The sequence below is a fragment of the Kitasatospora sp. HPM-01-4 genome (assembly GCF_051374625.1).
Classification (GTDB): domain Bacteria; phylum Actinomycetota; class Actinomycetes; order Streptomycetales; family Streptomycetaceae; genus Kitasatospora.
On the sequence record NZ_JBPQGP010000005.1, the window covers coordinates 6,774,872 to 6,799,690 of the forward strand.

Annotated in this window: 24 protein-coding genes and 1 pseudogene; 7 read left to right on the forward strand and 18 right to left on the reverse strand. The window is 71.4% G+C overall.

Translation table 11 applies throughout. The features are described 5' to 3' along the window. Positions 1–34: 34 nt before the first annotated feature. The 7 genes from ACSMTC_RS29650 to hppD all read right to left on the reverse strand — a co-directional run bounded on the left by ACSMTC_RS29650 (position 35) and on the right by hppD (position 7,584). Complete coding sequence (locus ACSMTC_RS29650) at positions 35–811, reverse strand: enoyl-CoA hydratase (protein ID WP_436562793.1); 777 nt, start codon at positions 809–811, stop codon at positions 35–37. Between the two features lie 100 nt (positions 812–911). Continuing rightward, positions 912–1,967, reverse strand: coding sequence for an enoyl-CoA hydratase/isomerase family protein (locus ACSMTC_RS29655; protein ID WP_436562794.1), 1,056 nt, complete (start codon positions 1,965–1,967; stop codon positions 912–914). 189 nt (positions 1,968–2,156) lie between these two features. Next, the gene (locus tag ACSMTC_RS29660; RefSeq protein WP_436562795.1) at positions 2,157–3,011 is read right to left on the reverse strand and encodes a polysaccharide deacetylase family protein; all 855 of its coding nucleotides are present in this window, start codon (positions 3,009–3,011) and stop codon (positions 2,157–2,159) included. A gap of 189 nt (positions 3,012–3,200) precedes the next feature. Beyond that, positions 3,201–4,415, reverse strand: coding sequence for a fumarylacetoacetase (fahA, locus tag ACSMTC_RS29665; RefSeq protein ID WP_436562796.1), 1,215 nt, complete (start codon positions 4,413–4,415; stop codon positions 3,201–3,203). After that, positions 4,412–5,221 carry a hypothetical protein gene (locus ACSMTC_RS29670; RefSeq protein ID WP_436562797.1) on the reverse strand — a complete coding sequence of 270 codons (810 nt, stop codon included), beginning with the start codon at positions 5,219–5,221 and terminating at the stop codon, positions 4,412–4,414. The genes fahA and ACSMTC_RS29670 overlap by 4 nt, the downstream gene beginning before the upstream one ends. Further along, positions 5,218–6,420 carry a homogentisate 1,2-dioxygenase gene (locus ACSMTC_RS29675; RefSeq protein WP_436562798.1) on the reverse strand — a complete coding sequence of 401 codons (1,203 nt, stop codon included), beginning with the start codon at positions 6,418–6,420 and terminating at the stop codon, positions 5,218–5,220. The genes ACSMTC_RS29670 and ACSMTC_RS29675 overlap by 4 nt, the downstream gene beginning before the upstream one ends. Positions 6,421–6,447: 27 nt before the next feature. Further along, positions 6,448–7,584: a 4-hydroxyphenylpyruvate dioxygenase gene (gene hppD, locus ACSMTC_RS29680; protein ID WP_436564844.1), complete on the reverse strand. Its 1,137-nt coding sequence runs from the start codon at positions 7,582–7,584 to the stop codon at positions 6,448–6,450. A 613-nt stretch (positions 7,585–8,197) separates the two neighbouring features. Between hppD and ACSMTC_RS29685 the strand changes: the two genes are divergently transcribed. Then, the gene (locus ACSMTC_RS29685; protein WP_436562799.1) at positions 8,198–8,644 is read left to right on the forward strand and encodes a DoxX family protein; all 447 of its coding nucleotides are present in this window, start codon (positions 8,198–8,200) and stop codon (positions 8,642–8,644) included. 75 nt (positions 8,645–8,719) lie between these two features. Here the strand turns inward: ACSMTC_RS29685 and ACSMTC_RS29690 are convergent, their stop codons facing one another. Together ACSMTC_RS29690 and ACSMTC_RS29695 are read right to left on the reverse strand one after the other, a co-directional pair. Next, a complete protein-coding gene (locus tag ACSMTC_RS29690; RefSeq protein WP_436562800.1) occupies positions 8,720–10,441 on the reverse strand; it encodes an acyl-CoA dehydrogenase family protein in 1,722 nt (573 codons plus the stop codon). A 22-nt stretch (positions 10,442–10,463) separates the two neighbouring features. Next, entirely contained in the window at positions 10,464–11,006 is a 543-nt protein-coding gene (locus tag ACSMTC_RS29695) for a PadR family transcriptional regulator (protein ID WP_436562801.1), read from the reverse strand. A 311-nt stretch (positions 11,007–11,317) separates the two neighbouring features. Here ACSMTC_RS29695 and ACSMTC_RS29700 point away from each other — a divergent pair, with 311 nt between their 5' ends. Continuing rightward, the gene (locus tag ACSMTC_RS29700) at positions 11,318–11,812 is read left to right on the forward strand and encodes an SPW repeat protein (protein WP_436562802.1); all 495 of its coding nucleotides are present in this window, start codon (positions 11,318–11,320) and stop codon (positions 11,810–11,812) included. Positions 11,813–11,892: 80 nt separating this feature from the next. On the opposite strand, the gene ACSMTC_RS29705 is transcribed toward ACSMTC_RS29700, so the two are convergent. Both ACSMTC_RS29705 and ACSMTC_RS29710 read right to left on the reverse strand, forming a co-directional pair. Beyond that, positions 11,893–13,287 carry a class II fumarate hydratase gene (locus ACSMTC_RS29705; RefSeq protein WP_436562803.1) on the reverse strand — a complete coding sequence of 465 codons (1,395 nt, stop codon included), beginning with the start codon at positions 13,285–13,287 and terminating at the stop codon, positions 11,893–11,895. A gap of 187 nt (positions 13,288–13,474) precedes the next feature. Continuing rightward, positions 13,475–14,347, reverse strand: coding sequence for a carbon-nitrogen hydrolase family protein (locus tag ACSMTC_RS29710; protein ID WP_436562804.1), 873 nt, complete (start codon positions 14,345–14,347; stop codon positions 13,475–13,477). A gap of 120 nt (positions 14,348–14,467) precedes the next feature. Here ACSMTC_RS29710 and ACSMTC_RS29715 point away from each other — a divergent pair, with 120 nt between their 5' ends. The 5 genes from ACSMTC_RS29715 to ACSMTC_RS29735 all read left to right on the forward strand — a co-directional run bounded on the left by ACSMTC_RS29715 (position 14,468) and on the right by ACSMTC_RS29735 (position 18,620). Beyond that, a complete protein-coding gene (locus tag ACSMTC_RS29715) occupies positions 14,468–14,791 on the forward strand; it encodes a hypothetical protein (RefSeq protein ID WP_436562805.1) in 324 nt (107 codons plus the stop codon). A gap of 165 nt (positions 14,792–14,956) precedes the next feature. Beyond that, the gene (locus tag ACSMTC_RS29720; protein WP_436562806.1) at positions 14,957–16,138 is read left to right on the forward strand and encodes an acyl-CoA dehydrogenase family protein; all 1,182 of its coding nucleotides are present in this window, start codon (positions 14,957–14,959) and stop codon (positions 16,136–16,138) included. A 114-nt stretch (positions 16,139–16,252) separates the two neighbouring features. Then, positions 16,253–16,612, forward strand: a complete 360-nt coding sequence (locus ACSMTC_RS29725) for a hypothetical protein (protein WP_436562807.1) — start codon at positions 16,253–16,255, stop codon at positions 16,610–16,612. Between the two features lie 145 nt (positions 16,613–16,757). Beyond that, positions 16,758–17,216 (forward strand): hypothetical protein, encoded by a 459-nt coding sequence (locus ACSMTC_RS29730; RefSeq protein ID WP_436562808.1) that lies wholly within the window; start codon positions 16,758–16,760, stop codon positions 17,214–17,216. Between the two features lie 117 nt (positions 17,217–17,333). After that, positions 17,334–18,620 carry a multidrug effflux MFS transporter gene (locus tag ACSMTC_RS29735; protein WP_436562809.1) on the forward strand — a complete coding sequence of 429 codons (1,287 nt, stop codon included), beginning with the start codon at positions 17,334–17,336 and terminating at the stop codon, positions 18,618–18,620. Between the two features lie 124 nt (positions 18,621–18,744). Here ACSMTC_RS29735 and ACSMTC_RS29740 read toward each other — a convergent pair whose 3' ends face one another. The 7 genes and pseudogenes from ACSMTC_RS29740 to ACSMTC_RS29770 all read right to left on the reverse strand — a co-directional run bounded on the left by ACSMTC_RS29740 (position 18,745) and on the right by ACSMTC_RS29770 (position 24,730). Continuing rightward, the gene (locus ACSMTC_RS29740) at positions 18,745–19,473 is read right to left on the reverse strand and encodes an amidohydrolase family protein (RefSeq protein WP_436564845.1); all 729 of its coding nucleotides are present in this window, start codon (positions 19,471–19,473) and stop codon (positions 18,745–18,747) included. Continuing rightward, positions 19,464–20,228, reverse strand: a complete 765-nt coding sequence (locus ACSMTC_RS29745; protein ID WP_436562810.1) for a maleylpyruvate isomerase family mycothiol-dependent enzyme — start codon at positions 20,226–20,228, stop codon at positions 19,464–19,466. Before ACSMTC_RS29745 ends, ACSMTC_RS29740 begins: the two co-directional genes overlap by 10 nt. After that, positions 20,225–20,686, reverse strand: a complete 462-nt coding sequence (locus tag ACSMTC_RS29750; RefSeq protein ID WP_436562811.1) for an MmyB family transcriptional regulator — start codon at positions 20,684–20,686, stop codon at positions 20,225–20,227. Before ACSMTC_RS29750 ends, ACSMTC_RS29745 begins: the two co-directional genes overlap by 4 nt. Before the next feature lie 587 nt (positions 20,687–21,273). Beyond that, positions 21,274–23,040 (reverse strand): glycosyl hydrolase family 18 protein, encoded by a 1,767-nt coding sequence (locus ACSMTC_RS29755; RefSeq protein ID WP_436562812.1) that lies wholly within the window; start codon positions 23,038–23,040, stop codon positions 21,274–21,276. A gap of 200 nt (positions 23,041–23,240) precedes the next feature. Next, positions 23,241–23,405 (reverse strand): annotated as a pseudogene (locus ACSMTC_RS29760) (NUDIX domain-containing protein); the annotation flags it as partial. A 130-nt stretch (positions 23,406–23,535) separates the two neighbouring features. Continuing rightward, positions 23,536–23,748, reverse strand: coding sequence for a DUF397 domain-containing protein (locus tag ACSMTC_RS29765; RefSeq protein ID WP_436562813.1), 213 nt, complete (start codon positions 23,746–23,748; stop codon positions 23,536–23,538). A 187-nt stretch (positions 23,749–23,935) separates the two neighbouring features. Then, a complete protein-coding gene (locus ACSMTC_RS29770; protein WP_436562814.1) occupies positions 23,936–24,730 on the reverse strand; it encodes an MBL fold metallo-hydrolase in 795 nt (264 codons plus the stop codon). Positions 24,731–24,819: the final 89 nt, after the last annotated feature.

The window sequence follows — 24,819 nt, forward strand, 5'->3', positions numbered from 1 at the left end:
AGCCTCGCGCGCCCCGAAGGAGGTGCCCCGGTGCCTACCGGTTCTGGAAGGAGGGCTTGCGCTTCTCGGCGAAGGCGGCCATGCCCTCCTTCTGGTCGGCGGTGGCGAAGGCGGCGTGGAAGAGGCGGCGTTCGAAGCGGACGCCCTCGGCGAGGGTGGTCTCGAAGGCCCGGTTGACGCTCTCCTTCATCATCACGGCGGCCGGGGTGGACATCGCGGCGACCTTCTCGGCGGTGGCCAGCGCCTCGGTGAGCAGGTCGGCTGCCGGGACCACCCGGGAGACCAGGCCGGCCCGCTCGGCCTCCTCCGCGCCCATCATCCGCCCGGTCAGGCAGAGTTCCATCGCCTTGGCCTTGCCGATCGCCCGGGTGAGCCGCTGCGAGCCGCCGATGCCCGGGATGACGCCCAGCTTGATCTCCGGCTGGCCGAACTGCGCGGTGTCGGCGGCGAGCAGGATGTCGCAGAGCATCGCCAACTCGCAGCCGCCGCCCAGCGCGTAGCCGGCCACGGCCGCGACTACCGGCTTGCGCAGCCGGCCGAGCTCGTCCCACGGGCCGAGCCAGTCGTCCAGGTAGACCTCGGGGAAGCGGTTGTCCTGCATCTCCTTGATGTCCGCTCCGGCCGCGAAGGCCTTCTCGGATCCGGTGACCACCAGACAGCCGATCTCCGGATCGCGGTCGAAGGACTTCGCGGCCGCGACGACCTCGGTCATCAGCCGGGTGTTCAGCGCGTTGAGCGCCTTCGGCCGGTTGAGCGTGATCAGCCCGACCCGGCCCCTGCGCTCCACCAGGATCGTCTCGTACTCGGTCATCGCCTGTGACTCCCACTGCTGTTCGGCGGCATACGCCCTGACGAGCCAACAATCCCGGACCGAGGCCGCCGAGCGCCAGTCTCGGCAGCCGAGACGATGGTCACCCGAGCGAGGCGGCCAGTCCCAGGCCGCCGTCCGGCCGCGGGGCGAAGAAGCGGGCGACCTCCTGAGGGGTGACCCCGGAGAGGGCTGCGGGGGACCAACGGGGGTCGCGGTCCTTGTCGACCACCTGGGCGCGGATGCCCTCGACCAGGTCGGGCGTGTCGAGGGCGGCGCAGGAGACCCGGTACTCCTGCTCCAGGGTCTCGGCCAGCGTGGCGTGCGTACGGGCCCGGCGCAGCGCGGCCAGCGTCACCTTGAGCGCGGTCGGGGACTTGGCCCGGATCCGCTCGGCGGCCTCCTTGGCCTCCGGCACGCCGCTGTCGAGCAGCCGGTCCAGGATCTCCTCCACGGTGTCGGCGGCGTAGCAGCCGTCGATCCACTCCCGCTGGGCGGCGATCTCGGCCGCGGGGGCCTCGGCGGCGAACTCGCGGACGGCCTCGGGGGCGTCGCGTCCGGCGAGCGCGGCGGTGAAGGCGGCCAGCGACGCGGTGGGCACGAAGGTGTCCGCGAAGCCGAGCAGGATCGCGTCGCCGGGACCCATCGAGGCGGCGGTCAGGCCGAAGTGGGTGCCGAGTTCACCGGGCGCGTGGGCGAGCAGATGGCTGCCGCCGACGTCCGGCACCAGCCCGATCCTGGTCTCCGGCATGGCCACCTGGGAGCGCTCGGTGACCACCCGGACGCCGCCGTGCGCGGAGAGGCCGACACCGCCGCCCATGGTGATGCCGTCCATCACCGCGACGTAGGGCTTGGCGTAGCCGGCGATGGCGTGGTTCAGCAGGTACTCGTCCCGGAAGAACCGCCGGGCGCGGGCTCCGCCGAGCTTGGCGTCGTCGTGCAGGGCGCGGATGTCCGCGCCGGCGCACAGCCCGCGCTCGCCCGCGCCGGTCAGTACGACGGTGGCGATGCGCTCGTCCACGGCCCAGGCGTCCAGGGCCTCGCGGATCCGCAGCAGCATCCCGTGGGTGAGGGCGTTGAGGGAGCGTGGCCGGTTGAGCACGATGCGGGCGGCTCGGCCGTCGGTGTGCAGGGTTACGTCCGGTCCGTCCGTGGTCATGCTGCGTACCTCTCCTCGCTGTCCGGGCAGGTCCACCGTGTGCCGGACGGCGGTGCCGGTCGGCGGTGCGGTGCAAGATCCACGGACACGGTACTCGGACGTGCGTCCAGGTGCGGCCCGCTTCCGTGATCCCCCCGGACACGGCGGCGCCCCCGCCCTGTCCCGGGGCGGGGGCGCGTGCCGGAGCCGTCAGCGGGCCGGGTCGGGGACGGTGAACCTGTATCCGGAGGCGATCAGACGGGGCAGGTAGGCCTTGACGGCGGCGACGGTCTCCGAGCGGTCGGCGGCGCCGCCGATCTCGGTCTCGCCCGGGTCGAGCAGCGCGCCGTCGTGGTTGAGCACGATCGCCCCCGGCTCGATCGCGGTCAGCACCCGCTGGGTGATGGCGTCGGCACCCGGCCTCGACCAGTCCCTCGGGTCGACCGACCAGTCCACCGGGTGCATCCCGAGGGAGGCGCTGACGGCCATCGCGGTGCTGGTGAAGTTGCCGTAGGGCGCCCGGAACAGGATCGGCGGACGGCCTCCGCCGACCCGGGTGATGATCTCGCTGGTGCGTTCGATCTCCTCGCGGACCTTGGCCGGGGCCAGGGTCCTGAGGTCGGGGTGGGACCAGGTGTGGTTGCCCACCAGGTGCCCGGCCGCGAGGACCTGGCGCAGGACGTCGGGGTGCCGCTCGACATTGGTGCCGATCATGAAGAACGTCGCGGTGACGTTGTACTGGTGCAGGACGGAGAGCACCTGCGGGGTGTACGTGGGGCTCGGGCCGTCGTCGAAGGTCAGGGCCACCTCCATGTCCCCCGCGTGAACGTGGTACTCGGGTTCCTTCGCGGTGGCGACGGGCTGGACGGCGGGGAGCGAGGGAGCCGGCGTGGCCCCGCCGCCCGGGCCGCCCTTCGCCGTCGGGCTCCCCGAGGCGGAACCGGTCGGGGCGGGCTCCCCGGAGGCGGTGCGGTCCTTGCCGGACGATCCGCAGGCGGCGAGCAGGGTCATTCCGCCGGCCACCAGCAACAGGCGTCTTGGCACATAATCCTGACGTTCGCTCATCGCCGCAGTATCAGCGCGTCGACCGGGGAAATCCGTTCGACCCGCCCCGACCGTTCGCGCTGTCAACCGCCTGGCGCAGCTGCCCGGCAGGGCGAGCGGTGACTGCTCGCCACGAGGGCGGGACGCGCCCGGACACGGTGGGGAACCGCGCAAGGTGCCTGGCCCGGCACGCGGTTCCCCACCGAGGCGTTACGGGACGATGCGTCCGGTGACCTCGCCGAAGCCGATGCGGGTGCCGTTCGGGCCCGGGGCGGTGGCGGTGATGGTGACCTCGTCGCCGTTCTCCAGGAAGGCGCGGGTGGTGCCGTCCGGGAGCTTGACCGGGTTCTCGCCGTTCCAGGTGAGCTCGATCAGGGCGCCCCGGCTGTCGACCTCGGGGCCGCTGACGGTGCCGGAGGCGAACAGGTCGCCCGGCCGCAGCGAGGCGCCGTTGACCGTCAGGTGCGCGAGCTGCTGCGCCGCCGTCCAGTACATCGACGCGAACGGCGGCCGCGAGATGGGGTGCCCGTTGAGCCGGACCTCCAGGGCGATGTCCAGGCCCCAGGGCTCGGCCTGGCGGTCGTCCAGGTAGGGGAGCGGTTCGACGTCACGCGCCGGCGGCGCCGTGCGGGCGTGCTCCAGGGCGTCGAGCGGTACCACCCACGGGGAGACCGAGGTGGCGAAGGACTTGCCGAGGAAGGGGCCGAGCGGCACGTACTCCCAGGCCTGGATGTCCCGCGCGGACCAGTCGTTGAGCAGCACCACACCGAAGACGTGCTCGCGGAACGCCTCCAGCGGGACGGCGGTGCCCAGTTCGGTCCCGGTGCCGACCACGAAGCCGACCTCGGCCTCGATGTCCAGCCGTCGGGACGGCCCGAAGGACGGCAGCGGGTCGGTGGGTGCCTTGCGCTGGCCGTGCGGCCGGACCACCGGTGTGCCGGAGACCACCACCGTTCCCGCGCGGCCGTGGTAGCCGATCGGCAGGTGCTTCCAGTTGGGGGTGAGCGGGTCGGAGCCGGGGCGGAAGATCCGGCCGAGATTGCTCGCGTGGTGCTCGGAGGCGTAGAAGTCGACGTAGTCGGCGACCTCGAACGGCAGGTGCAGCTCGACCTCGCCGCGCTCCAGCAGACAGGGGCTGATCACGGAGCGGAACGACTCGTCGCCGAGCCAGCGGACCAGCGCGGTGCGGACCTGAGTCCAGACCGAACGGCCCGCGGCCAGCAGCGGGTTGAGCGTGTCGGCGTCGAGCAGCACCGAGGGTTCGCCCGCCGCACGGGCGGCGGCGCCCAGGTCCAGCACGAACTCGCCGATGGCGACGCCGATCCGGCGCCGACCGGGCTGGTCGGGCGCGGTGAAGACGCCGTACGGCAGATTGTCCGGGCCGAACGGCGAATCCTGCGGGACGGCGAGCCAGGTGGTGGTCAACGGTTCTCCAGTGGGGTTTCCAGCAGGCCCAGTTCGGCCAGGTCGGCGAGCGGTTCGACGATACTGCAGGTGCCGAAGGCGGTGAACGAGCCGCGGATCCGGGCGATCTGGCCCTCGGTCAACTCGCCCGCCATGGCGGCCAGGACCTTGCCCGAGCGCTCGGCGAGCAGCTCGCCGGCCCGCTCCGGTGCCCCGGCCGCCAGCAGGACGTTCAGGAAGCCGTGGTACTCGAAGCCGCTCGCCGGGTCGGTGTGCCGGACGGCGTGGTGCAGCCCCGCGGTGCACTTGTAGGGCAGCCCGCGCTCGGCGCAGCCGGTGAGGAAGGCCGCCAGCTCCGCCTCGCTCGGGAACGTCTCGGCGGTCAGCCCGCCGGTGCGGAACTTGGCCCGGTACGGGGTTCCGGCCAGCGCGTCCAGCGACTGCCCGAGGTCGCGGCCGTCGCGCGGGATCTCGACCACCGCCGTGACCCCCTCGGGCAGCCGCTCGTCGAGCGCGGCCACCACCTTCCGGACCGGGGTGGTGGCGGCCACCTCGACGGACACCAGGTTCACCGGCGCCGCCACCGCGGACCCGAGCTGTGCCACGCCGCCCGGCAGTACCAGGACGACCTGCACCCCGGTCGAGTCCAGCGCGGCCAACTCGGCCAGCCGGCCCGCTCCGCAGAGGAACGGGCCGACCGCCTCGGTGTACCAGGCGGCCCGGTGGACCCGGTGCGCGGGCACCGCCTCGGGCACTGGCATGTCCCCCGGCGGGAAGACCGCCGCGTCGTCGAACAGCCCCTGGAACAGCGGGGGGATGGCGCTCACCGGGCCGGCCCCCGTCCGCCCGACCAGGTCCAGGCGTAGCCCGGGTCCTCGCTCGCCGTCGCACCCTCGCCCAGCTCCAGCGGGCGGAAGGTGTCCACCATCACCGCCAGTTCGTCGAAGAACTCGACGCCGATGCTGCGCTCGTAGGCACCCGGCTGCGGCCCGTGGGTGTGGCCGCCCGGGTGCAGCGAGATCGAGCCCTGGCCGATCCCCGAGCCCTTGCGGGCCTCGTAGTTGCCGCCGCAGTAGAACATGACCTCGTCGCTGTCCACGTTGGCGTGGTAGTACGGCACCGGGATGGACAGCGGGTGGTAGTCCACCTTGCGCGGCACGAAGTTGCAGATCACGAAGTTGTCGCCCTCGAAGACCTGGTGGGCCGGCGGCGGCTGGTGGATCCGCCCGGTGATCGGCTCGTAGTCGCTGATGTTGAACGCGTACGGGTAGAGGCAGCCGTCCCAGCCGACCACGTCGAACGGGTGGTGCGGCAGCACGTACCTGGTGCCGACGACGCCGTTCGGTCCGCGGTGCTTGACCAGCACCTCCACGTCGGTCCCCTCGACCAGCAGCGGGCCGACGGGACCGCGCAGGTCCCGCTCGCAGTACGGCGCGTGCTCCAGGAGCTGGCCGTACTTGGAGAGGTAGCGCCTGGCCGGGGTGATGTGGCTGTTGGCCTCGATGCAGTACGCGCGCAGCGGGGCGTCCCCGGTCGGCACCCAGCGGTGGGTGGTGGACCGGGGGATGATCACGTAGTCGCCCTGGCCGACCTTCAGCGCGCCGAACACCGTCTCCAGCGTGGCCGCCCCCGACTCCACGTAGACGCACTCGTCGCCGAGCCCGTTGCGGTAGAGCGAGCTCGGCGCACCGGCGGCCACGTACCCGATCCGCACGTCGCCGTTGCCGAGCACCAGGCGGCGGCCGGTCACGGCGTCGGTGTTCTTCCACTCCTCACCCGGGAACAGCTCGTGCAGCTTCAGGTGCCGCGGCTTGAGCGGCAGGTTCGGGGTGGTGGCGAGGCCGGGCAGCTCCCACGGCACGGCGTCCACCATCGCCGAGGGGATGCCCTTGTGGTAGAGCAGCGAGGAGTCCGAGAAGAAGCCCTCCTCACCCATCAACTCCTCGTAGTACAGCCCGCCTTCGGGGGTACGGTGCTGGGTGTGCCGCTTGCGCGGGATGCTGCCCAGCTGCCGGTAGTGCGCCATGGTCGGATCTCCCTCGGGTGACGCGGCTCAGAGGTTGCCGCGCTTGTCCTGCTCACGCTCCAGGGACTCGAAGAGCGCCTTGAAGTTGCCCTTCCCGAAGCCCAGCGAACCATGCCGCTCGATGAACTCGAAGAACACCGTCGGCCGGTCGCCCTGCGGCTTGGTGAAGATCTGCAGCAGGTAGCCGTCCTCGTCGCGGTCGACCAGGATGTGGCGCTTCTTGAGCTCCTCGACCGGGACCCGCACCTTGCCGATCCGCGCCCGCAGCTCCGGGTCGTCGTAGTAGGAGTCGGGGGTGGAGAGGAACTCCACGCCGTTGGCGCGCAGCACGTCCACCGTGCTCAGGATGTCGTTGGTGGCGAGCGCCAGGTGCTGGCAGCCCGGGCCGCCGTAGAACTCCAGGTACTCGTCGATCTGCGACTTCTTCTTGGCGATGGCGGGCTCGTTCAGCGGGAACTTCACCCGGTGGTTGCCGCTGGCCACCACCTTGCTCATCAGGGCGGAGTACTCGGTGGCGATGTCGTCGCCGACGAACTCGGCCATGTTCACGAAGCCCATGACCCGGTTGTAGAAGGCGACCCACTCGTCCATCCGGCCGAGCTCGACGTTGCCGACCGCGTGGTCCAGGGCCTGGAACAGGCGGCGGGGGGCGCCCTCGGGGCGGGTCACCCTGGTCTCGGCGGCGACGAAGCCCGGCAGGTAGGGGCCGTTGTAGCGGGAGCGGTCGATGAGGGTGTGCCGGGTCTCGCCGTAGGTGGCGATGGCGGCGCGGCGGACGGTGCCGTGCTCGTCAAAGACGTCGTTCGGCTCCTCCAGGACCTTCGCACCCAGGGAGCGGGCGTGCTCGATGCACTTGTCGACGTCCGGCACCTCCAGCGCCAGGTCGACCACGCCGTCGCCGTGGCGGCGGTGGTGGTCCAGCAGCGGGCTGTCCGGGGAGACACCGCCCTCGATCACGAAGCGGCACGAGCCCGAGCGGAGCACGAAGGACTTGCGGTCCCGCTGGCCGGTCTCCGGGCCCGCGTAGGCGACCAGGTCCATACCGAAGACGGCCTGGTAGTAGTGGGCCGTCTGGGTGGCGTTGCCGACCACGAAGACGATCGCGTCCTGCGCGATGACCGGGAACGGATCGCCGGCCGAGTCGTGCTCGACCAGCCCCACCAGGCGGCTCAGCTGCTCCGCGTCGAGGCCCGCGTCCAGCTCCTCGGGAGTGAGTTCAACGGCGTTGGCGGTCATCGGTGTTCCTCCACATTGAGGCCTCCGCAGGTCGGGGGAGTGGGTGCCTGCGGTTGTGCGCAGAGCTTGCTCCCGACCAGGCCAGTGGGCAACAGTGAGATTTCCAGCTGATCAATCTGTGCAAGATGAGCAGAAGGTCGCGGCAACCACTGGGCAGATTGCTCAGTGAAACCGCTGAGTGTTGCCCTCCGCTACCGGCGTGGGATATCGGCTCCCCGGCCCGTCTCCACGGTACGGCGGCGGGCAGGGGAGTGCTCCCGCCCACCGGTTCCGGGGCCCGGCGGTGGAGTGCTCCTGCCCACCGGTTCCGGGGCCCGGCGGGGCGGCCGGGACTCTGAGGAACCTCATAGGGTCGGGGTCTGGCCCCGCGTGGTGATGCGCCGTCAGAATTGAGCGCAGTACGTCAAGTGGCGCCGCGCGCAACGGGCGGGCGGCGTGTCACGCAGTGCGTTCGTACGCGCCGGTACCGGAGTGGGGCCGATGCCGGGTCCGTCTCATCCCCGTGCGGCCGACCGGTCGGCCGCCGACCGAGGAGAACCCGATGTCCTTCGATCCCCACGCTCTGGCCGATCGCGCCAGGCCGCACGTCCTGGCGCTGTTTCGCGTCGTCGTCGCCCTGCTCTTCACCTGCCACGGTGCTGCCGGCCTGTTCGGGGTGCTGGGCGGCGCCCACGGCAGGACGGTCCCCCTCGGCCAGTGGCCGGGCTGGTGGGCCGCGCTGATCCAGCTGGCCGGCGGGGTGCTGGTGCTGCTGGGGTTCGGCACCCGGCCCGCGGCGCTGCTCTGCTCGGGGTCCATGGCGTACGCCTACTTCAGCGTGCACCAGGGGCATGCGCTGTGGCCCATCGAGAACGGCGGTGAACCGGCGGTGCTGTTCTGCTGGGCCTTCCTGGCCATCGCCGTGACCGGCCCCGGCAGCCTCGCCGTGGACCGCCTCCGCCCGTACCCGACCGGGCGCACGGTGAGGGCCGCGGTCCCGGTGGAGTGAGCGGCCGGGAGTGAGAACGGCCGGTCCCCGGGGTCCGCGCGGACCCCGGGGACCGGCCGTGGCCTTTCGAAGCGGCTACGGCTGCATCTCGTAGGCGCCGCTCAGTGCGGCGACCTGCTGCCAGATCCGCTCGGCGCGCTCGGCGTCCGCGACCGGGCGGCGGAGGTGGGCGAGCGCCCAGGCGGCCTGCGCCTCGCTGGTCGAGCTCTTGCCGTGGAGCTCGGTGGCGTGGGCGGAGAAGTCGCGGACCAGGAAGTCGAAGATGCCGTCCAGCAGGTCCGCGTCGACCCCGGTCAACTCGGCCTGCTCCAGCACCAGGTGGCCGTAGACCACCAGGGCGAACAGCTGGCCGATCTCCAGCAGGAAGTCCAGGTCCTGCTGCTGGGCCGCGTCGGGCGCGTGGGTGGCGAGCAGCGTGCACAGGCCGTCGGCCTGCTCGCGGAAGCGCGCCACGTTCGGGACGTGCGCGTGCGCGTCGTAGGCGGTGCGCCAGTCGTGGAAGCGGATCGCACCCAGGCCCCGGGCCGGGCCCTGGTGGAACAGGAAGGTGTCGTCGGTGGCGTCCAGCCGGGTCGGCACCGCCGGGTAGTCGGCCGGGTTGAACAGGTAGTTGGCCATGAACTTGAGGATCAGCGCCAGGTTGACGTGGACCGTGCCCTCCAGCTTCGGCAGGCCCCGGATGTCGCGGGCGGCCTTGTCGAAGTAGGTGTCCGCCTCGAAGCCCTTGGCCGCGATGACGTCCCACATCAGGTCGATGACCTTCTCGCCCTCGGTGGTGACCTTCATCTTGGTCATCGGGTTGAACAGCAGGTACCTGCGGTCCTCGGGCGAGGCCGAGCGGAAGTAGTCCACCGCGCGGTCGCTGAACAGCTTCATCGCCACCAGGCGCGCGTAGGCGTCGGTCAACTCCCGGCGCACGTGCGGGAACTCGGTGACCTTCCGGCCGTACAGCACCCGGTTGTGGGCGTGCGTCACCGCCTCGTACATGGCGTGCTCGCAGATGCCGATGGAGGCCGTGCAGAGGTTGAACTTGCCGACGTTGACGGTGTTCAGCGCGGCGTCGAAGGCGGCCTTGCCGGTGTGCAGCACGTCCTCGGCGCGCACCGGGTAGTCCTCCAGGCGGAACTCGCTGACGTACATCTGCGCGTTCACCACGTTCTTCACCAGGTGGTACGCCTCGTGCCGGCTGTCGGCGGCGAAGAAGACGTACCCCTCCGGGCCCTCGACGTCCGAGCGGCGGCCGAAGACCGAGACCAGGCCGGCCACGTTGCCGTTGCCGATGTAGTACTTGGAGCCGGTCGCGGTGAAACCGCCCTCGCCGTCCGGGGTGAGGATCATGTCGGTCGAGTAGATGTCGGCCCCGTGGGTGCGCTCGGAGAGACCGAAGGCCATGACATGGCCCTCCGTCAGCAGCTTCGCCGCACGCGCCCGGACGGCTTCGTTCTCGCTCTGCCAGACCGGTCCCAGGCCCAGGATGGTGACCTGCCAGGTGTACCAGTAGCCCAGGCCGTAGAAGCCGAGGATCTCGTTCAGCTCGGCGATCCGGGCGGTGTCCCAGCGCTTGGCTGCTACTCGCCCGCTCGCACCGGGGTCGGCCGAGGAGGGCGTCAGGAACTCCGCGAACAGCCCCTCCTTCGCGGCGAATTCGAGGAAGTCCCCGTACCAGGCGCGGTCGATGTAGGTGTCGATCAGCGCCTTCTTGCCACGCGACTCGAACCAGTCCACGGTCGCGCGCAGCAGGCGGCGGGTGGTGTCGTCGAACTGGGCGGGGTCATACGTACGCGGGTTGAAGAGCACGGGAACTCCTGGGTTTCGAGGGTCAGTCGGTAAGGCGGTGCAGGGTGGCGAGGACGTCGTCCAGCCAGGCGAGGGTCATCCGCTCGTACTCGATGCCGCCGCGCAGCACCACGTGCTGGAGCTGCTGCTGGGCGTCGAGCGCGGCCGGGTCGGGGAAGTCCCGCTGCTCGCCGGTCAGATAGCGGGCCAGCAGGGCCGCATGGCTCTCCCGGTGCCGCTCGACCTCGGGGATCAGCGCCCCCGGGTCCTCGAACGCGGCCGCGCGGATCTTCACGGCCAGTTCATGGCGGACGGTCTCCGGCTCCACCGGCTCGCGCAGCCAGCTGCCGAGCGCGGAGCGGCCGGGCGCGGCGACCGAGTACACCTTCTTGTCCGGCCGTCCGTCCTGGGTCACCGCTGTCGCGGCGATCCAGCCGTCCGTCTCCATCCGCCGCAGCACCCGGTAGATCTGCTGGTGGGTGGCGGTCCAGAAGCGCCCGATCGACCGGTCGAAACGCCTGGCCAGCTCATAGCCCGAGGCGGGCTGCTCCAGCAGCGAGACGAGGATCGCGTGCTCCAGTGCCATGCCCGCATCCTGCTATGCAACAAGTTGCATAGGCAATGGCGCGGCAGTCCGGTGAGACGCAGCTCACGATCGGGCTGCCGTCGGGCCGCCCAGGTGCTCGCGCGAAGGCGCTCGCGGGGGATGACGTTCGTTCGGGACGGCGGCCCATAGGGCCTGCGGGGCAGTGGCGCTCAGTGGTGGGGGTGCCCTCAGGCGGGCCCGGTGAGGGCTGACCCGGCCAGGTGATAAATCGGGACAAACCGTTACTCCTGCCACAAAATGGATAGTGGCCAGGCGGATCGCCCATGGCCCAGAGTTAGGAGGTGGTCCCGGTGTCAACTCAGCTGCCGATGGGCATGGAGCACCATCCGGACATCCTGGAGCTGCGTGAGCAGTCCGAAAGAGTGGTGGCTACACCGAGAGCGCAGGGCATCGAGGCGCTGGGGACGCTGGCAGGCCTCTTCCTGGCGGTGTCACCGTGGGTGGTCGGGTTCACCCCCCTGCACGCACTCACCATCAACAACCTGGTGCTCGGTCTCGCCTTCGCGGCGCTGATTTCGGGCTTCGGCTCGGCCTACGAGCGCACCCACGCCCGGGCCTGGGCCGCAGCGGTGATCGGTGTCTGGACGATCATCGCCCCCTGGTCGATGGCCGGCCATGAGGCGATCATGCGGTCGATCCTCACCAATGTGATCACCGGCGCCGTGATGCTCTGCCTCGCACTCGCGGCCATCGCCGGAGCGCGGGCCCTCGGCGGCTCGAAGAAGGCCGGACACCTTCACGGCCACTCGGCCGCCACCCGGCCGCCCAGGAGCGAGACCAGGTGACGGTAAGGGGGCAGCATGCGAGTTCGGGCCGGTCACCTCGGTGACCGGCCCGAACTCCGTTCACGCCACGGACGTGCGGGTCACGGACGGGTCATCCGCAGGACGTCCAGCGCCTCGTCCAGCTGAGCCTCGGTCAGCTTGCCCTCCGCCAGGTAGCCCCGTTCCACCACCACCTGCCGGATGGTCTTGCGCTCGGCCAGCGCCTGCTTGGCCACCTTGGCGGCCTCCTCGTAACCGATGTAGCGGTTCAGCGGGGTCACCACGGACGGCGAGGACTCGGCGTACTCCCTGGCCCGCTCGACGTTGGCGGTGATGCCGTCCACCGCCCGGTCGGCCAGCAGCCGGGCGCTGTTGGCCAGCAGGCGGACGGACTCCAGCAGATTGCGGGCGATCACCGGGAGCATCACGTTCAGCTCGAAGTTACCGCTCGCCCCCGCGACGGTGACGGTGCCGTCGTTGCCGATCACCTGGGCCGCGACCATCAGCACCACCTCGGGCAGCACCGGGTTGACCTTGCCCGGCATGATCGACGAACCCGGCTGGAGATCCGGCAGGTTGATCTCGCCGAGCCCGGTCCGCGGGCCCGACCCCATCCAGCGCAGATCGTTGGCGATCTTCGTGAAGCCGACCGCGATGGTGCGCAGCTGCCCGCTCAGCTCCACCAGGCCGTCCCGGGCGCCCTGGGCCTCGAAGTGGTTGCGCGCCTCGGTCAGCGGCAGACCGGTGGCCCGGGCGACCTCGGCGATCACGGCGGCGGAGAAGCCGGGCGGGGTGTTGATGCCCGTGCCGACGGCCGTTCCGCCCAGCGGCAGCTCCGCCACCCGGGGCAGGGTCGCGGACAGCCGCTCGATCCCGTACCGCACCTGTGCCGCGTAGCCGCCGAACTCCTGGCCGAGGGTGACCGGGGTGGCGTCCATCAGGTGCGTCCGGCCCGACTTCACCACCTCGGTGAACTCCTCGGACTTGCGCTCCAGCGCGGCCGCGAGCTGCTCCAGCGCCGGGATCAGCTCGCCGGTGACGGCCGCCGTCGCGGCGATGTGGATCGAGGACGGGAAGACGTCGTTGGAGGACTGGCTGGCGTTGACGTGGTCATTGGGGTGCACCGGCTGGCCGAGGCGCTCGGTGGCCAGGGTGGCGATCACCTCGTTGGTGTTCATGTTGGAGGACGTACCGGACCCGGTCTGGAACACGTCCACCGGGAACTGGTCGTCCCACCGTCCCGCGGCGACCTCGCCGGCCGCCTCCTGGATCGCCTTCGCCTTCGCGAGGTCGAGCACGCCGAGCTCGGCGTTGACCTTGGCGGCGGCGGCCTTGATCAGGGCCAGCGCCTCGATGTGCGCGCGTTCCAGACGCTGGCCGGACACCGGGAAGTTCTCCACCGCCCGCTGCGTCTGCGCCTGCCACTTCGCCGATGCGGGGACCCGGACCTCGCCCATCGAGTCGTGCTCGACGCGGTACTCCTGCTCGCCACCCATGGTGGGACACCTCCCTGATTGCCGGCTTCTGATCACGAGAGCCTCCGGGAGGGCCGAGGTATTTCCGTGGAGCGGCGACCGGTTGCGCCCTGCGGGTGATCCGGCGGAGGGCCGGGAGCCCGGAAGGGCTCCCGGCCCTCCCCGCCGGGGTTCCGGTCCCGCTCAGGCGGCGGCGCGACGGGCGGGCTCAGGCGAGGCTGGCGGTGGTCCGTTCGGCGGGCGGGGCGTGGAGCGGGGGCTGGACGAGGACGGGCTCCTCGTCCCGGGCGCGGGCCAGGTGGCCGGGGTCCAGGACGGCGGTGACCAGGCCCGGAGCGGCGTCGCCCGCGTCGGCCAGGAGGGTGCTGTCGGGGCCCCAGACGGCGCTGCGGCCGCAGCCGACGTACGGGCCGGAGGGGCCGATGTGGTTGGCCAGCACGGTGTACATGGTGTTGTCCATGGCGCGCGCGGGGAAGAGCGTGCGCAGCTGCCGCGTGCCGGAGCCCGTGCCGAAGAGCGCGCCGACCAGATAGGCGTGTGCGCCGTCCAGTGCGGCGGCACGGGCGTGCTCGGGGAAGCCGGAGTCCCAGCAGATACCGAGGCCGAGCCGCCAGTCCCCGAGCCGGACCGTGCAGCCGCCGCCGGCACTCGGCGCGAAGCCCGCCGCGCGCTCGCTCGGGGTGGTGAACTGCTTGCGGTAGGCGGTGGCCAGGCGGCCCGAACCGTCCAGGACCAGGGCCGCGATGTGCAGCAGGCCGGTGTCCGGGTCCCGCACCGGTGCACCCACCACCACCGAGGTACCGGTCCCGGCGCAGGCCGTGACGAGCGGATCCAGGCGCGGGTCGTCGGAACCGACGGCGAGCCGGTCGGGGTCGGCGGCGATGGCGGCGAGTTCGTAGCCGGTGAGGAAGAGCTCGGAGAGCAGCAGCAGTCGCGCTCCGCCGTCGGCGGCGCGGCGGACCAGCCCGGCGGCGGTGGCGGCGTTGGCCGCCACGTCGAGCGGGGTGAGTGCGGTCTGGGCGGTGGCGACGGTCAGCGGTGCCGTCGGCAGCGGTGCCGGGATCTGTATGGTGTCAGTCACGGATTTCATACCTTACTCATGACTCCCCGTCGGCTCAAGGCTCCCGGTCGTGGAGTCCGCTGCCGGACCGGCTGGCCGTGACGTGAGGCGGAGCGGGCCCCCGAGGTGCAGCATGGCGGCATGACCGACACCACCGACCCGGCGGCCCGCTACGAGGAGATCGCCGAGGAACTCGCACCACGCGGCGCCATCCGCTCGCGGATGCTCGGCATGCCGTGCCTCAAGGACGCCGACGGCAGGGCCTTCGCCGCCCTCCACCGGGGGGAACTGGTCTGCCGGTTGGGCCATGACACACCCGCGCACACCGAGGCGCTGCACCTGCCGGGGGCGCACGTCCTCGACCCGGTGGACGGGCGGCCGATGGGGGACTGGGTGTGCATCCCGGTCGCCTCGGCCGGCCACTGGGACAACTTCGCCGAAGCGGCCTTCGGCTCCCCGCACTGAGCACACCGCCGGCCGTCCCGTGGTCGCGTCAGGAGCCCGTACCGGCAAGGGTGGTGGCGAAGCAGCGGTGTGGGCAGCGTCTCGTACCCTCCCGTGCCCCGGTGCGCGATACTCGTCGCCGTGGCCCACCCCGCCGCGCTCGCCGCACCGTCCCGAGGAGCCCGAATGGCGACGACCCCTGCCCGCCTCGACCCGGCCGACCTGCTCTCCGTCGGTGAGCTGCTGACCGACGAGGAACGGCTGATCCGGGACACGGTACGGAAGTTCGCCGACGAGCGGATCCGGCCCGACGTGGGCGACTGGTTCGACCGCGGCGTCTTCCCGGCCCGCGAACTCGCCCCGGAACTGGGCGAACTGGGCGTCCTCGGCATGCACCTGGACGGCTACGGCTGCACCGGCTCCTCCGCCGTCGCCTACGGTGTCGCCTGCATGGAACTCGAGGCCGCGGACTCGGGGCTGCGCAGCTTCGTCTCGGTCCAGGGCTCGCTCGCCATGCGCTCCATCCACGCCTTCGGCTCCGAGGAGCAGAAGCAGCAGTGGCTGCCCGAGCTGGCCGCCGGACGTGCGATCGGCTGCTTCGCCCTCACCGAACCGGACTTCGGCTCCGACCCGGCCAACATGCGTACCAGGGCCCGCCGCAAGGGCACCGACTGGGTGCTCTCCGGCAGCAAGATGTGGATCACCAACGGCAGCATCTCGGACGTCGCCGTGGTCTGGGCGCAGACCGAGGAGGGCGTGCGGGGCTTCCTCCTCCCCAAGGGCACCCCCGGGTTCACCGCCCGCGACGTCCACGGCAAGCTCTCGCTGCGCGCCTCGGTGACCAGCGAACTGGTGCTGGACGAGGTCGTGCTCCCGGCCGACGCGGTGCTCCCCGGCGTACAGGGGCTGCGCGGCCCGCTGTCCTCGCTGAACGAGGCCCGCTACGGCATCCTCTGGGGCACCGTCGGCGCGGCCCGCGACTGCTACACCACCGCACTGGACTACGCGAAGAGCCGGATCCAGTTCGAGCGGCCGATCGCGGGCTTCCAGCTCACCCAGCAGAAGCTGGTCGAGATGATGCTGGAGGTCGAGAAGGCGTACCTGGTCGCGGTCCGGATCGGCCGACTGAAGGACGCCGGGCAGTGCCGCCCCGCGCACATCAGCTTCGGCAAGCTCAACAACGTCCGCACCGCTCTGGAGATCGCCCGCAGCGCCCGCACCATCCTGGGTGCCAACGGCATCACCGTCGAGTACCCGGTGCTCCGGCACGCCAACAACCTCGAATCCGTGCTGACCTACGAGGGCACCGCCGAGATCCACACCCTGGTCCTCGGCGAGGCGATCACCGGTGAGTCGGCCTACCGCTGACGCCGGGTCAGCGCGCGAAAAGCGATGGTCACGGTCGGGTTCGCGCCGATACGGTCGGCGCCTCACCGAAGCCGCGCCGGCGGCCGGCGCCGCCACCGAACGGAGAGCCCGACCATGACCGCGCCGAAGACCACCACGCTCTGGCGGCCCACCGGCCCCGAGGAGCTGGCGCTCGTCGCGGCTTCGTTGTGGCGCGCCTGGCCGCCCAGGCTGCCGGACCAGCCGATCTTCTACCCCGTGCTCAACGAGGACTACGCCGTCCGCATCGCACGGGACTGGAACGTGCCCGCGTCGGGCGTCGGCTACGTCACCAGATTCGAGGCCGAGAGCGGCTTCCTCGCCCGCTACCCCGTCCGGCAGGCCGGCGGCCGGACCATCCTGGAACTGTGGGTGCCGGCGGAGGAACTGGCCGAGTTCAACCGGCACATCGTCGGTTCGATCGAGGTCGTCCACGAGTTCCGGCCCGCCACCTGACAGGGGGCCGATCGGGGGGTGGTCCCGCGGGCGGGTACGCCCAAAGGCGGATCCGGATCGGTACCTGATGACTATCGCCGGGGCGGTCCGCACCACTCAGGATGGAGAGGTAGAGGCAAACCGGAACAGAACCGAGGTCGTCATCATGGGTTTCGCGGGCAAGGCCGCGGTGGGCGTCATCGCTGCCGGGGGTGTGGCGCTCGGAGCGGTGATGCTGGTGCCGAAGGCGGCCGACCTGGGCGAGAGCAGGCACCGCGAGGAGGCCACGTACGCCACCGGCAAGGAGGCCAAGGCCGACCGCAGGTCGATGCCCGGCTGGCTGCCGGACGGCGCCACCAAGGTCTCGTACATGATGTCCACCATCGGCGGCGACCGCCTGCTGAAGGCCGCCCTGCCGGAGCGGAAGCTGCCGGACGGATGCACCAAGGGCACCCCCGAGGGCGCGGTGCACCTCAAGGCGCCCTGGTTCCCCGGTGACGTCCCCGCCAAGGCCACCGCGCGCTGCGGCTTCTACAACGTGGCCCTGGTCGGCAACGAGCTGTACGGCTGGCAGGACGACGCGGTCGTCGTCGCGGCCCGCAAGGCCGGCCGGACCGCCGACTGACGCTCCGGCATGGCCGGCGGCGTACGGCTGAGCCGGGCCCGGTGCCGGGCCCGGCTACCGGAGAGGCCCGTAGCTGCGATAGGACGGACGTATCCGACCTACCCGCAGAGGAGTCCCATGTCAGGCCCGACCCTGGGCGCCGCCGGTGACCAGTCGTCCGACACCTCCCAAGCCGCCGCGAGCGACCCGCTGACCGACTCTCAGAACAGGCCGCCGAGCCGGGCCACCGTGGCCGTGCTCGCCGGCCTGACCGCGCTGGGGCCGCTCACCACCGACCTCTACCTGCCCGCCCTGCCCGCGCTCACCACCGACCTCGGCTCCACCGCCGCGACCGCCCAACTCACCCTCACCGGCTCGATGTTCGGCATGGCCTTCGGCCAGCTGCTGTTCGGGCCGCTCAGCGACCGCCTCGGCCGCCGGCCCCCACTGCTGGTCGGCATGACGCTCTACACGCTGGCCACCGTGGTCTGCGCACTGGCCGGTTCGATGCCGCTGCTGATCGCCGGGCGGCTCCTGCAGGGCTTCGCCGGGGCCGCCGGCCTGGTGATAGCCAGGGCCGTCGCCCGCGACCGGTACGAGGGCGTGGCAATGATCCGCTTCATGGCCTCGCTCGGCGTGATATCCGGCCTCGCCCCGATCCTGGCCCCCGTGCTCGGCGCCCAGCTGCTGCACCTCACCAACTGGCGCGGCACCTTCGCCGCCCTGGCCCTGGTCGGCGCGGTGATCACCGTCGGCGCCGCGCTGGTGCTGCCCGAGTCGCTGCCGCCCGAGCGCCGCCACACCGACGGCATCGGCAGCACGGTCCACGCCATCGGCGGGCTGCTGCGCGACCGGCGCTTCCTCGGCTACACGCTGACCAGCACCTTCGCCTTCGGTGCGCTCTTCGTCTACGTCAGCGGCTCCTCCTCGGTGCTGCAGACGGAGTACGCCATCTCGCCGCAGATGTACAGCCTGGTCTTCGCCACCAACTCCGTTGCGGTGGTGGGCTCCACCCAGCTCAACGGCCGACTGCTGGTGCGGAAGCTGCCGGCGAACACCCTGATGCTGATCGGGCTCGTCTGCGCCGGGATCGCGGGAGCGGAGGTCGTGCTCGCCAGCGGTGTCTGGCACCTGGGCCTGCTCGGGGTGTGGCCAGGGCTCTTCCTGCTGATGGCCAGCATGGGCATCCTGGTGCCCAACTCCAACGCCCAGGCGCTGACCATGGCACCGCACGCCGCGGGCTCCGCCTCCGCGCTGATCGGCACCGGCACCTTCCTGTGCGGTGCCGTCGTCGCACCGCTCAGCAGCGCGGGCGGCCGGCCGTCGGCGCTGCTGCTCGGCGTGGTGGTCCTGGGCTGCGCGGTGCTCGCCACCGCCTCCTACGTCCTGCTCTGCCGCCCCGGGCGTGACGGGGAACCGACGTGACGTCTCCCGCTGCGTACCGGCGGTCGTTCTCGGGCTGACCCGCTGACCCGCTGACCCGCTGACCCCGGGCCCGGCCGCAAGCGCGCCGGTGTCCGGGGCGGGGCCGGCCGGCCGTGCCGCGCCCTCAGGCGAGGCGCATGAGGAGCTTCCTGACATTGCCGTTGTCGATGGCTGCCTTCTGCGCCTCGGTGAGACCGGTCCGCGTGTCGAGGATCTCGGTGAGCTCCGTGGCCACCGGTGTGGGGGCGTAGGGGAAGTCGCTGCCGAAGAGGATGCGTCCGTGGTCCGCGAACGTCAGGAGGCCGGCGAAGGCGTGAGGCCCGGAGGACAGGGCCGTGTCCCAGTGGAAGAGTCCGAACTTCGCGAACAGTTCGTCGGCTGTGGGTCCTCGGGGATCGAGTTGCGGTTGCGTCTCGCAGAACCGGAGGACCGCGTAGGGCACGAACCCGTCCGCGTGCGCGAGGATGATCTTCACATCGGGGTACTTGTCCAGCACCCCGTTGAAGACCATGTGGACGGCGTTGCGCGTGGTGTCGAACGGGTAGTCCACCAGGGGCGCGGGTACGTCCGCCAGGGGCGGGACGGGCGGAAGGCAGGGGTGGACGAGGACCACGGCCGACCGCCGGTTCAAGGAGTCCCAGAGCGGCGCGTACCGTGCGTCCCCGAGGTAGACGCCCTCGTAGTTGGTCAGCAGGACGACGCCGTCCGCACCGATCCCGTCCAGCGCGTGCTGAAACCGACGGGTTCCGGGATTCCGGAAGCAGAACAGCCGCGAACCCGCCGCAGAAGACCTGTCCTGGCCCGGAGTCTGCGGCGGGTTCGCGGCTGTTCCGTGGTGAGTGCTCAGTCCCAGTCCTGCAGCTGCTGGAGCAGGTCGGCGTTGCCCTCCATCCGCAGCGAGCCGGCCGGGATGCGCATGTACATGAGCAGGGCCATCTCGCTCGCCGTGCCGTAGATGGCGGCGGTGGGCTTGCTCTCGGCGGCCTCCGCCGCGGTGAGGCGGGTGAAGCGGGAACCGGCGGCGTCCACCGTCTGGCGCCAGGAGCCAGCCTCGGCTGCGTGGTAGTCCATGGTGGCGGGCTCGCCCGGCCACGGGACCGTGACGGTGCAGACGGTGGCGAGGAACTCCTCGATGGCGTCGACCGCCTCGGTCGTCGGCAGCTCCTGCGGGGTACCGGAGGCCAGCTGGGCGTCGTAGGTGTGGATCAGCGACTCCGGGACGCGGCGGCGGGCCACGGCGGCCACCGTGTGCGGCGAGGCCAGCGGCTCCCACCAGGCCCAGCAGCCCCGGTCCGGGCCGGCCTCGCGCAGAGCAGTAAGCAGCTGCTCCGTCGAGTCGGCCAGCCAGGTTATGAGGGCCTCGCGCTCCCTGGGCGCCGCCAGCCCGTCCTTGCTCGGCCGCTCGTCGCCCGGCGCGGTGTTCAGCACGATGTAGGCCCAGAAGCGGTCCCCCTCACTGAGGTGGTTCGCCAGGTCGTACAGCGTCCAGCCCGGGCAGGACGGGACGTCGGCGTCGAGGCTGGGGGCCGCGGCGACGGCGGCGCGGAACGCGGCGGACCGCTCGTCAATCATCCGCAGCAGGGTGGAGAAGTAGAGATGCTCAGTCACGTAGGCCTTGTATCACCCGGACCGGGACTCTCACACTCGATTAAGACCGACTTGTGGACCTCGCGGTTCGCGGTCACCTCTCCCGTCGCCAACAGCTCGGCGAACCTCTCGTTGCCTGCGTTCAGGTCGCGGACCAGCGCGGCCAGGCGGCTGTCCCGGGGGAAGCGGCCGGTGGCGCGGCGCAGATCGGAGACGAGGGCGGCGTCGGCGGTGTCGGGGTCCGTCTCGGTGACCGGCCACAGCGCGAGGGGGGTGTGATCGACGTCCACCGGGAACCTGTCGCGGGCGAAGTTGCGCATCCGCGGCGGCGAGGCCAAGGGGTCTCCCAGCAGGGCGGCCCACCCGTGGTTCCACCACACCAGCTGCCAGTCCGCCGCGAACACGGCCACCGGTACGTCTCCGAGGCGGACGATCGCCCTCGCCACCGAGGGGCCCGGTGCCGGCACCGGACGCTTCATCGACCGCCATGGCGAGATCGCCTGGTCCTGAGACCGGCGGTGCCGGGTCACCGGCCCTGAAGAACAGAACGGGCAGGACATCGAGACCGGTCCCGGACAGGAGAGCCGCTGCCGCTACTGGCGTCGGCGGAACCTCCGGCCGAGGTGATCAGGACGTACGAGCCGGGGCCCGGCACGTCGAGACGGTAGCCGCCGTCGGGCCCGGTGACCGCGCGGTCCAGACGGCCTCCCACATCTCCGCCGCCCTCTCGGTGGCCGCCGCCCTCGTCGCCGCGTTTGTACTCAAGCAGAAGGGCTGGGAGAGCGTCGCCGAGGCAGATGCCGCCGTCGGGATGGCGGAAGGATGACGATGCTGCGGCAGCTCGGGTTCCTGACCGGAACTACTGCGCGACGCAATGGACTTGCGAGTGAGCACGGAGCCGGCGGCGATCACGATTCGGCCGGCGCGCCACCGTGCTGGGTGAGGCGGACCAGACCTGGCGCCCGTGCGGTCGGGGAACAGGTGGAGCCCCGGGGGCGGGGGAACCGCGTGGTAGGCCGGTGCCGAGGCGGGTGGCCTGCCGCGCGGTTCCCCGCGCCCGGTCGGTTCAGGAGATCGAGAAGTCGTCGCCGTAGACGTTGCCCTGGCCGTACCAGCCGTGCAGGTAGACGGTGACCGTGCCGGTGGAGCCGGTGGTGAACGGGACGCTCAGCTTGGTCCAGCCGCTCGACGAGGTCCAGGTGCTGGCGGTCGCCTCACCGCTGACACCGAGGTAGGCGTAGTTGCCCTGCACCCAACCCGTCAGCGTGTACTTGGTGTTGGGGGTCAGCGTGACGGCCTGGTCGCACTCGCCGGTCTGGCTCGCGCCGGCCGCGGCCGACAGGGCGTAACTGCCGGAGTGCACCGGGGTGGTGACCACCGCGCCGCCGCTCTGGCAGGTCCAGGGGCTGAGGCTGCCGGTCTCGAAGTCGCCGTTGACCAGGCCCTTCGTCCCGCCGCCGGAGCCGGTCACGGTCAGCGTGTAGGTGGTGCTGTGGCTGCCGGAGGCCGCACTGCCGGTGACGGTGAGCGGGTAGGTCCCGGGCACCGTGGCCGCGGTGGCGGAGACGTTGAGCGTGGCGCTGTCCCCGGCGTTCACCGGGCTCGGGCTGACGGTGGCGGTGACCCCGGCGGGCGCGCCGGACACGCTGAGCGCGACGGACTGCGCCGAGCCCGCCGTGACGGCGGTCGCGATGCCGCTGCGCAGGCTGCCGCCGGGGGTGAGCGAACCGGCGGCGGGGGAGGCGCTCACCGAGAAGTCGTTGGTGACCGGGCCGGTGCTGCCACCCCCGCTGAACGGGGCGAAGACGTGGGTGAAGTCCCAGGTGTTCTGGCTGATCCCGGAGCAGCTGTCACTGCCCGCGGTGCCGACGCAGCCGCCGTTGTCGCGCTGCAGCGCCCAGAACGAGAGGGTGTTGATGCCCTTGGCGGTGGCCCAGTTGTAGACGTTGGCGGCGTCGGCGGTGCTGAAGGTCTCGGCCGGGCCGAAGTCGTCGATGCCGAGCATGTCGGTGACCCCGATGGACCCCCACAGCTGCGCGGGCGTCCTGCCCGGGTAGAGCTGGGCCAGCTGGTTGTAGAGTCCGGTCGCCGCGTTCTGGGTGTCGTTGCCCATGTTGTGCGAGGCGTTGTCGTAGTAGTCGAACGTCATGATGTTCACGACGTCGATCCGCGCGTTGTTCTTCACCGCGTTGTTCAGCACGTTCAGCCCGGTGTCGGCCAGCCCGCCGGTGGTGGTCGGCAGGGTGTAGGAGAACTGGATGCTGCGGCCGTTCGCGGCCGCCCAGTCCTCGACCTGCTTGACGGCCTTGTTGCGGCGGTCGATCCCGGCGCTGTCGGTCAGCGAGTTGTCCTCGATGTCGAGGTCGATCCGGCTGACGCCGTAGGTGGTGATGACCGACTCGTAGGCGGCGGCGATCGAGTTCACGTCGGTGCAGCTGTCGGCGATCTCGGTGCCGGTGTTGTCGGCCGTGTAGCCGCCGAACGAGGGGATCACGTCGCCGCCGGCCGCCCGGATGGTGGCGATGTCGGCGCCGAACTGGGCCGAGGCGATGGGCATCGAGCCGTCGCCGTTCCAGTACGGCGTACAACTGCCCTTGGTGGCGGCCTGGATGAACGCCATGGTCAGGTACTTGGCGCCGGACTGGCTCGCCAGCTTCGCCGGGCTGTCACCGGTCCACGCCTCGAAGTACGGCGCGAAGACGTGCTGCGGCAACGAGGTCGCGGCCGGGGCGGTGGCGTGGGCGACGGTGCCGCCCACGACCGTCAGCCCGACCGTGGCGGCCAGGCCGGCACAGCCGGCCAGCAGTGCGCGGATGGATCTGTTCAGACGCATGGATGCTCCAACAGACGTGAAGGTGAAGACCGTTCGCCCGGAAATGGGCATGACGGTACCTGACGCGGGCCCTGCAGGGGTGGTACGGCGTGCGGGAAACAGCGCACGGCCGGCCGGTGTTCACACCCCCACAGTGCATCCCGGTCGGAACTACACCGCCTATGTTTGGTCTGGACCACTTGTGTGTCAAGGCATCTGACACCGGGACGGTAGGTCCACCGTCCGTCGGTCGGGTTCACGGCCAGGATGCGGCCGGAGTGGTCCCGCGGGATCACGTCGGCCGCCACGCGCTTGCGTGCCTGGCGGGCGTTGCCCTCGGCGAGGTAGGCGTTCCAGGCAACGGGATCAGCGGACGATGGCCTCACGATGTTCCTCCCCGAGGCGGCGGGATGATGTCGGCGAGCAGCACCATTCGCGTGTGAGCGGGGCGGAGTCGAGTAGACCCCACTGCCGGTGGAGCGGCGGTGGGGTCTCGGGGGCAGGTGGTCGGTCCGGTCAGACCTCGCCGAACTCACCGCTCTTGACGCCTGCCACGAAGGCGGCGAAGGCGTCGGCGGAGAAGACCGGAGCCGGGCCTTCGGGCTCCTTGGAGTCGCGTACGGGGATGACGCCGGTGTATCCGGGCGCGATCTCGATGCACTGGCCACCGTTGCCGCTGTAGGACGACTTGAACCAGGAAGCTCCGCTCAGATCGATGTCTTCGCGCATGTCGCACAGTTCCTTTCGGGCCTTGCGGATCATTGCGCGCGGCAACGCCGGTCACCAGGACCGCAATCGGGTCGTGGAGACCGGCGTCGCGTAGGGCCTCGGAGCAGCCCGCACCGTCCGGAAGCACCGTCCGCAAGCACCGGGTGGCTGGCCCCGGACCGGCGTCGGGTGGGCGGAGAGCGCCTGCTCAGACAGCGACGAAGCGGCGCGGGCCGTCGGTGGTGACGACCCGGCCGAACCGCAGCTGCGGGAAGTGCGCGGCGCCCAGGAGGTCCTCGGTGTCGGCCACTTCGTCGGCCAGCCGGTTGCGCACCGCCGAGGCGGCGACAGGGTCGATGTCCCACACCACCTGCCAGTCGGGCTCGCTCAGCTGCACCACCGAGTGGGCCACGTCCCCGAGCAGCAGGGCGCGCCTGCCTTGGGAGGAGACCACGTAGACCGTCGAGCCCGGGGTGTGCCCGGGGGTGTGGCGGGCGTCGATCCCCGGCGCGATGGTGAAGTCGGCGTCGAACAGCTCCAGTCGGGGCTCCAGCGGGCTGAGCTTGTCGACCGTCTCACGCCCTGCGGCCGGACCGGTGACGAAGTGCTCCCAGTCGGCCCGGTGCACCCGGTGGACCGCGTTCGGGAACACGATGCCGCCGTTGTTCGTGGCCCACCCGATGTGGTCGAAATGCAGATGCGTGAAAACCACGTCGGTCACGTCGCCGGGCGTGATTCCGTGTTCCCGGAGGGAATCGAGCAGACCGCCGCCGGAGTACTTCCCGTTGTCGAAATCCCCGAGACCGGCGTCCACCAGGACGACCCGGTCGCCGGTACGGACGCAGAACGCGCCGACCGGAAGCTCCCACGTCCCGTCGGCGTTGAAGTGCTCGCGGTGGCAGGCGAACGGATCGTCAACTCCCGGGCGGCTGAGAATCTCCGCCGCGACCTCGACACCCTTCCCGTCGGCGACGGGAATCACCTCGATGTCCCCGATCTTCATTCGCACACTCCCCGTTTCATCCGGACGACGGAGGCCGTCGGCCTCCGGCACGACCCAACCGTATTGGACCGACCGGCATTCCCGTCCGA